This window comes from Mesorhizobium sp. M7A.F.Ca.CA.003.01.2.1 (genome assembly GCF_003998945.1).
In the GTDB taxonomy this organism is placed as follows: domain Bacteria; phylum Pseudomonadota; class Alphaproteobacteria; order Rhizobiales; family Rhizobiaceae; genus Mesorhizobium; species Mesorhizobium ciceri.
Genome location: NZ_RZRA01000582.1, coordinates 1 through 3,634 on the forward strand (window position 1 = coordinate 1; position 3,634 = coordinate 3,634).

The 3,634-nt window shown below is 64.2% G+C and carries 3 protein-coding genes and 2 pseudogenes; 2 read left to right on the plus strand and 3 right to left on the minus strand.

The window, feature by feature from the left end; translation table 11 throughout:
* From EN969_RS21535 to EN969_RS21545, 3 genes and pseudogenes are all read right to left on the minus strand, one after another.
* Positions 1-541 (minus strand): annotated as a pseudogene (locus EN969_RS21535) (VWA domain-containing protein); the annotation flags it as partial.
* A gap of 3 nt (positions 542-544) precedes the next feature.
* Positions 545-1,474: a MoxR family ATPase gene (locus EN969_RS21540; protein WP_013532114.1), complete on the minus strand. Its 930-nt coding sequence runs from the start codon at positions 1,472-1,474 to the stop codon at positions 545-547.
* On the minus strand, positions 1,471-1,998 hold the full coding sequence (locus EN969_RS21545; RefSeq protein ID WP_013532115.1) for a flavin reductase: 528 nt from the start codon (positions 1,996-1,998) through the stop codon (positions 1,471-1,473). Before EN969_RS21545 ends, EN969_RS21540 begins: the two co-directional genes overlap by 4 nt.
* Positions 1,999-2,177: 179 nt before the next feature.
* Here EN969_RS21545 and EN969_RS21550 point away from each other — a divergent pair.
* Positions 2,178-3,241, plus strand: a pseudogene (locus tag EN969_RS21550) (ABC transporter substrate-binding protein).
* Positions 3,241-3,634, plus strand: a 394-nt coding sequence (locus tag EN969_RS21555) for a P1 family peptidase (RefSeq protein ID WP_206525203.1), incomplete at its 3' end; no start/stop codon positions are given. The pseudogene EN969_RS21550 and the gene EN969_RS21555, both read left to right, overlap by 1 nt.

Genomic DNA, 3,634 nt, shown 5'->3' on the forward strand with positions numbered 1-3,634 from the left:
TCCGCACCATGTCGAAAGGCAACCGCAACTGCGCGATCGCCTTCTTGGCGTCGGCCATCTCGGCGGCGTTCATCTGGGCAAAATCCTTGGCCCGCAGCACCTCGTTGCCGGAAAAGGTGAAGCGGGCGTCGACCTCGATCTCGGGAATTTCCTGTGGCGGCTGGTTCTTCTGGTGTCCCTCGAACATCGCCTGGCTGACTCGGTTTTCAGCGGCGCGTGGCTTCTGCTTTTCCCTGGTGTCGGGCGCCACCGGCGAAAACATCGCCAGCATCTTTTCGATCAGTTCGCGCGACTTCCAGAACAGCCGGAAGGCCTCGTCGAAAATGGCGTGATCCTCATGCCGCGACACCAGCACGGCGTGCAGCGTCCAGTAGAAATCGTCGCGCGAACCGATGCCCGCGGCGAGCACCGCCTCGATGGCGTCCTTGACCGAGGCCGGCCCGACCCGCATGCCCGCCTTGCGCAAGGTGCGGGCAAAATAGACGATGTTGTCGGCGATCCGCCCGTGCGGCATGGCCTCTTTTGGCTCGGGGCGCGGCATCGCCTACTCCGCCGCCGAAAGCTCGGCCTTCACCTCGTTGAGGATGCGCCGGCCTTCGCCCTGTTCGATGCGGGCAATGTCGTCCTGGTATTTCAACAGCACGCCGATCGTATCGGAGACGGTTTCCGGATCGAGCGCCACCTTGTCGAGCTCGGTCAGCGCGCCGGCCCAGTCGATGGTTTCGGCGACGCCCGGCACCTTGAACAGCTCGATCTGGCGCAGCTTCTGGATGAAGGAGACCACTTCGGCCGAAAGGCGCTGGTTGGCCTGCGGCACCTTGCGGCGCACGATCTCCAACTCGCGCTCGGCATTGGGATAGTCGACCCAGTGATAGAGGCAGCGCCGCTTCAGCGCGTCGTGGATCTCACGGGTGCGGTTGGTGGTGATGATGACGATCGGCGGCTCTTCCGCCTTGATGGTGCCGAGCTCGGGCACCGTCACCTGGAAGTCGGACAGGATTTCGAGCAGGAAGGCCTCGAACGCCTCGTCGGTGCGGTCGAGCTCATCGATCAGGAAAACCGGGGCAGCCCCCGCCTTGCCGGTCAGCGCATCGAGCACCGGGCGGCGGATCAGGTATTTTTCGGAGAAGACGTTGCGCTCCATGGCGGAGCGCTCGACCTTGCCGGCCGCCTCCTCCATGCGGATCTCGATCATCTGCGCGGCGTAGTTCCACTCGTAGACGGCGGACGAGACGTCAAGGCCTTCATAGCATTGCAGGCGGATCAGCCGGCGGCCGAGCGCCTGTGCCAACACCTTGGCGATCTCGGTCTTGCCGACGCCGGCCTCGCCCTCAAGGAAAAGCGGCCGCTTCATACGCAACGACAGGAACAGTACGGTCGCCAGCGACCGGTCCGCCACATAGTCCGCACCGGTCAGGAGATCGAGCGTCTCGTCGATCGTCCGTGGCGCGGCGCGCGGTTTCAGCTCGGTCATTCTTTCTCCGTGAACGCCGCCGCTCCGCTTTCCAGTACGTGGTAGCCGCGGGCGTGATAGATCAGCGGCCGCAAATTATCGCCCATCCGCAGGCCTGTCACCTTGCCAAAAAGCACACGATGGGTGGCCAGGTCCTTGGTATCGATCAATTCGCAGTCGAACACGGCGAGCGCACCCTTCAGCGTCGGCGCGCCGGTGGAGATCACGTCCCATTCGCCGAGCGCGAAGCGCTCCTCGACCGGCAAGCCGGTGATTCCGGAAAAGCCGACTGACAGCGGCTCCTGGTGGGAAGCCAGGGTGTTCAAGGCAAACCTGCCGTTTTTCACGAACGGTTCGTTCTTGGGATTTTCGCGATTGAGACAGACCAGAATGGTCGGCGGGGTGTCCGAAACCGAGCAGGCCGCGATCACCGTCGCGCCGCGCTTGCCGGCCGGCCCGTCGGTGGTGACCACATGGACGTGGCCGGCAAAGTGGCTCATCGCGTCGCGATAGGCCTGCGGCCCAATGTCGTTCTTCTTCAGCACCGTATTTTTTCCATTGTCAGGATCCTATCGACATATATGGCCAGACATAGCCCGCCACAAGCGAAGTGCCTGAGCCATATCCCGAAATTCGCGTGTTGCACCAAGGCCGGGCAGCCTTTAGGTCTTGGCGGCAACAGTGCCGGGAGCGTAGGACCGGCCCGGAGGATCCCATCGCTCGAATGCGACCCAGGACAAGAACAATAGCGGCGCTGTTCTGGCTGTTCCTGGCCAGTGGTGCGGATGCCCGGACGCTGCTGGTCGGCGTCTCGGCGCCCCTGTCGGGACCATCGGCCATTCTCGGCAAGCAGATCGAGGCCGGTACCGGTATGGCCGCCGAAGCGAACGGCATCGAACTCAAGACCGTGGATGACGCCTGCACCGCCGATGGCGGCGCTGCCGCGGCCAGGGAATTCGCAGCCGTCAAGGTCAATATCGTAATCGGCTTTCTCTGCACCGAGGCGATCGGGGCGGCGATGCCGATCCTGAAGGACGCCAACATTCCGGTCATCACCATTGGCGTGCGAACCGAAAGCCTGACCGACCGCCGCGCCAAGACCGGCTGGCCGGTCTATCGCCTCGGACCACGCGGCGACGATGAGCGCAATGCGGTCGCGTCAGCCCTCACCCGCCTGTGGCAAAACGAATTGTTCGCCATTATCGACGACGGCACCATCTACGGCCGTGAAATCGCCGAGACGTTGCGGGCAGCGGCCGAACAGGCAGCGCTGAAACCTGTGTTCGTCGACACGTTCCGGCCCCAGCTCGACAATCAGATCGGCATGATCGGTCGGCTGAAGAAGGCCGGCGCGACGCATGTCTTTGCCGGCGGCGATGGCGACGACATCGCCATCATGGGCCGCGATGCCGCACAGCTTCAGGCGGGCATCGTCTTTGCCGGCGGCGAGAATCTGCGCACGCCGCCCGGCGACGTGCCCTATTCCTTGGGCACACTGATGATCGCACCGCCGGAATGGGCCGATGTCGCCGATCCAAAAGTGCTGGCGGCCTTTGCCGCGCAGAAAGTCGTGCCCGACGGCTATACGCTGCCGGCCTTTGCGGCGGTCGAAATCGCCAAGGCTTGTCCGAAAGCTCGGGCAAACCACTGACCGAAGCTCTGACCGGACAGGATTTCACCACGGCGATCGGGCCGATCCGGTTTGATGCGAAAGGCGATCTCAGCCGGAGCCCCTACCGCGTCTTCCGCTTCGATGGCACGCGCTTTGCGCCCTTGGAAAGCAACTGATGTTTCGCACCGGCCCACGCAACCTGATCACCGACGTTGCCGGCCTGCGCGTCGGCAATGCGTCCGACGCCAGGCTGAAATCCGGGGTAACGACCGTGCTTTGCGATGCGTCCACAGTGGCCGGCGTTCAGATCCTGGGCGGTGCGCCGGGCACCCGCGAGACCGACCTGCTCGAACCGCACAATTCCGTCGATGTGGTGCACGCCGTGGTGCTTTCGGGCGGCTCGGCTTTCGGCCTCGACGCAGCTTCCGGCGTGCAGGCGGCGTTGCGTGAACGCGGCATCGGCCTCGAGGTCGGCGGTTTTCGCGTTCCGATCGTGCCGTCGGCGATCCTGTTCGACCTGCGCAATGGCGGCGACAAGGATTGGGGCCGTTATCCGCCCTACCGCGAGC

Coding starts and splice junctions, on each gene's coding strand:
- EN969_RS21540 (WP_013532114.1), bottom strand. CDS start 1,474: ATGACCGAGCTGAAACCGCGCGCCGCGCCACGGACGATCGACGAGACG.